Origin of the sequence: Collimonas antrihumi (genome assembly GCF_018304965.1) — a bacterium.
In the GTDB taxonomy this organism is placed as follows: Bacteria; Pseudomonadota; Gammaproteobacteria; order Burkholderiales; family Burkholderiaceae_D; genus Collimonas; species Collimonas antrihumi.
In genome coordinates this window covers 1-503 of the sequence record NZ_JAGQED010000082.1, presented here as the reverse complement: position 1 = coordinate 503, position 503 = coordinate 1, and the positions used below count along the sequence as shown (strand labels likewise).

The 503-nt window shown below is 52.1% G+C and carries 1 protein-coding gene; it reads left to right on the top strand.

What is annotated here, in order from left to right:
* Positions 1–33: 33 nt before the first annotated feature.
* A partial coding sequence (locus tag KHU29_RS22075) for a DUF6396 domain-containing protein (RefSeq protein ID WP_246542446.1) occupies positions 34–503 on the top strand: 470 nt, incomplete at its 3' end.

Sequence of the window (503 nt, the reverse complement as noted above, 5' to 3'; positions counted from 1 at the left end):
GCTGCCTGGGCATTCTGGCAAAAGGCTGCAGACATGGGTAACAGTTATGCGCAATTCATGCTTGGACGCAGTTTGAATGCCATTTTTGATGATCCCAACCATACATTTTGGAGGAATGCGATCATCGGCATCAAGATGCTCGAATGCGCTTTTGCACAAGGTAATGGCGATGCCGCGTTGGAGCTTGGTGTGACATTTCGAAACAAGGACAAGCCACGCGCACTTAACTATTTGCACGAAGGCGTCAAATTTGGAAGCGCTGGATCAGCAAATTATTTGCGTAGCAAATTTCAAGAAAACGGCGGACTTGCTCCCCATGGCATCGACAATGCTCGCGCTGATCGCTATGAAGTGTTTGGCGATGCATTGGATCACAACCCCGACTTGCGCTTCCCCAACCTCGACAAAGTCTTACCCTTGCCACCAGCCAAACTCCCGCAATGGAGCGGCAAGCCGGAAGACCTGATCAACGCCGCCAAGCCAGTCATTCCGGCACCGCCGCC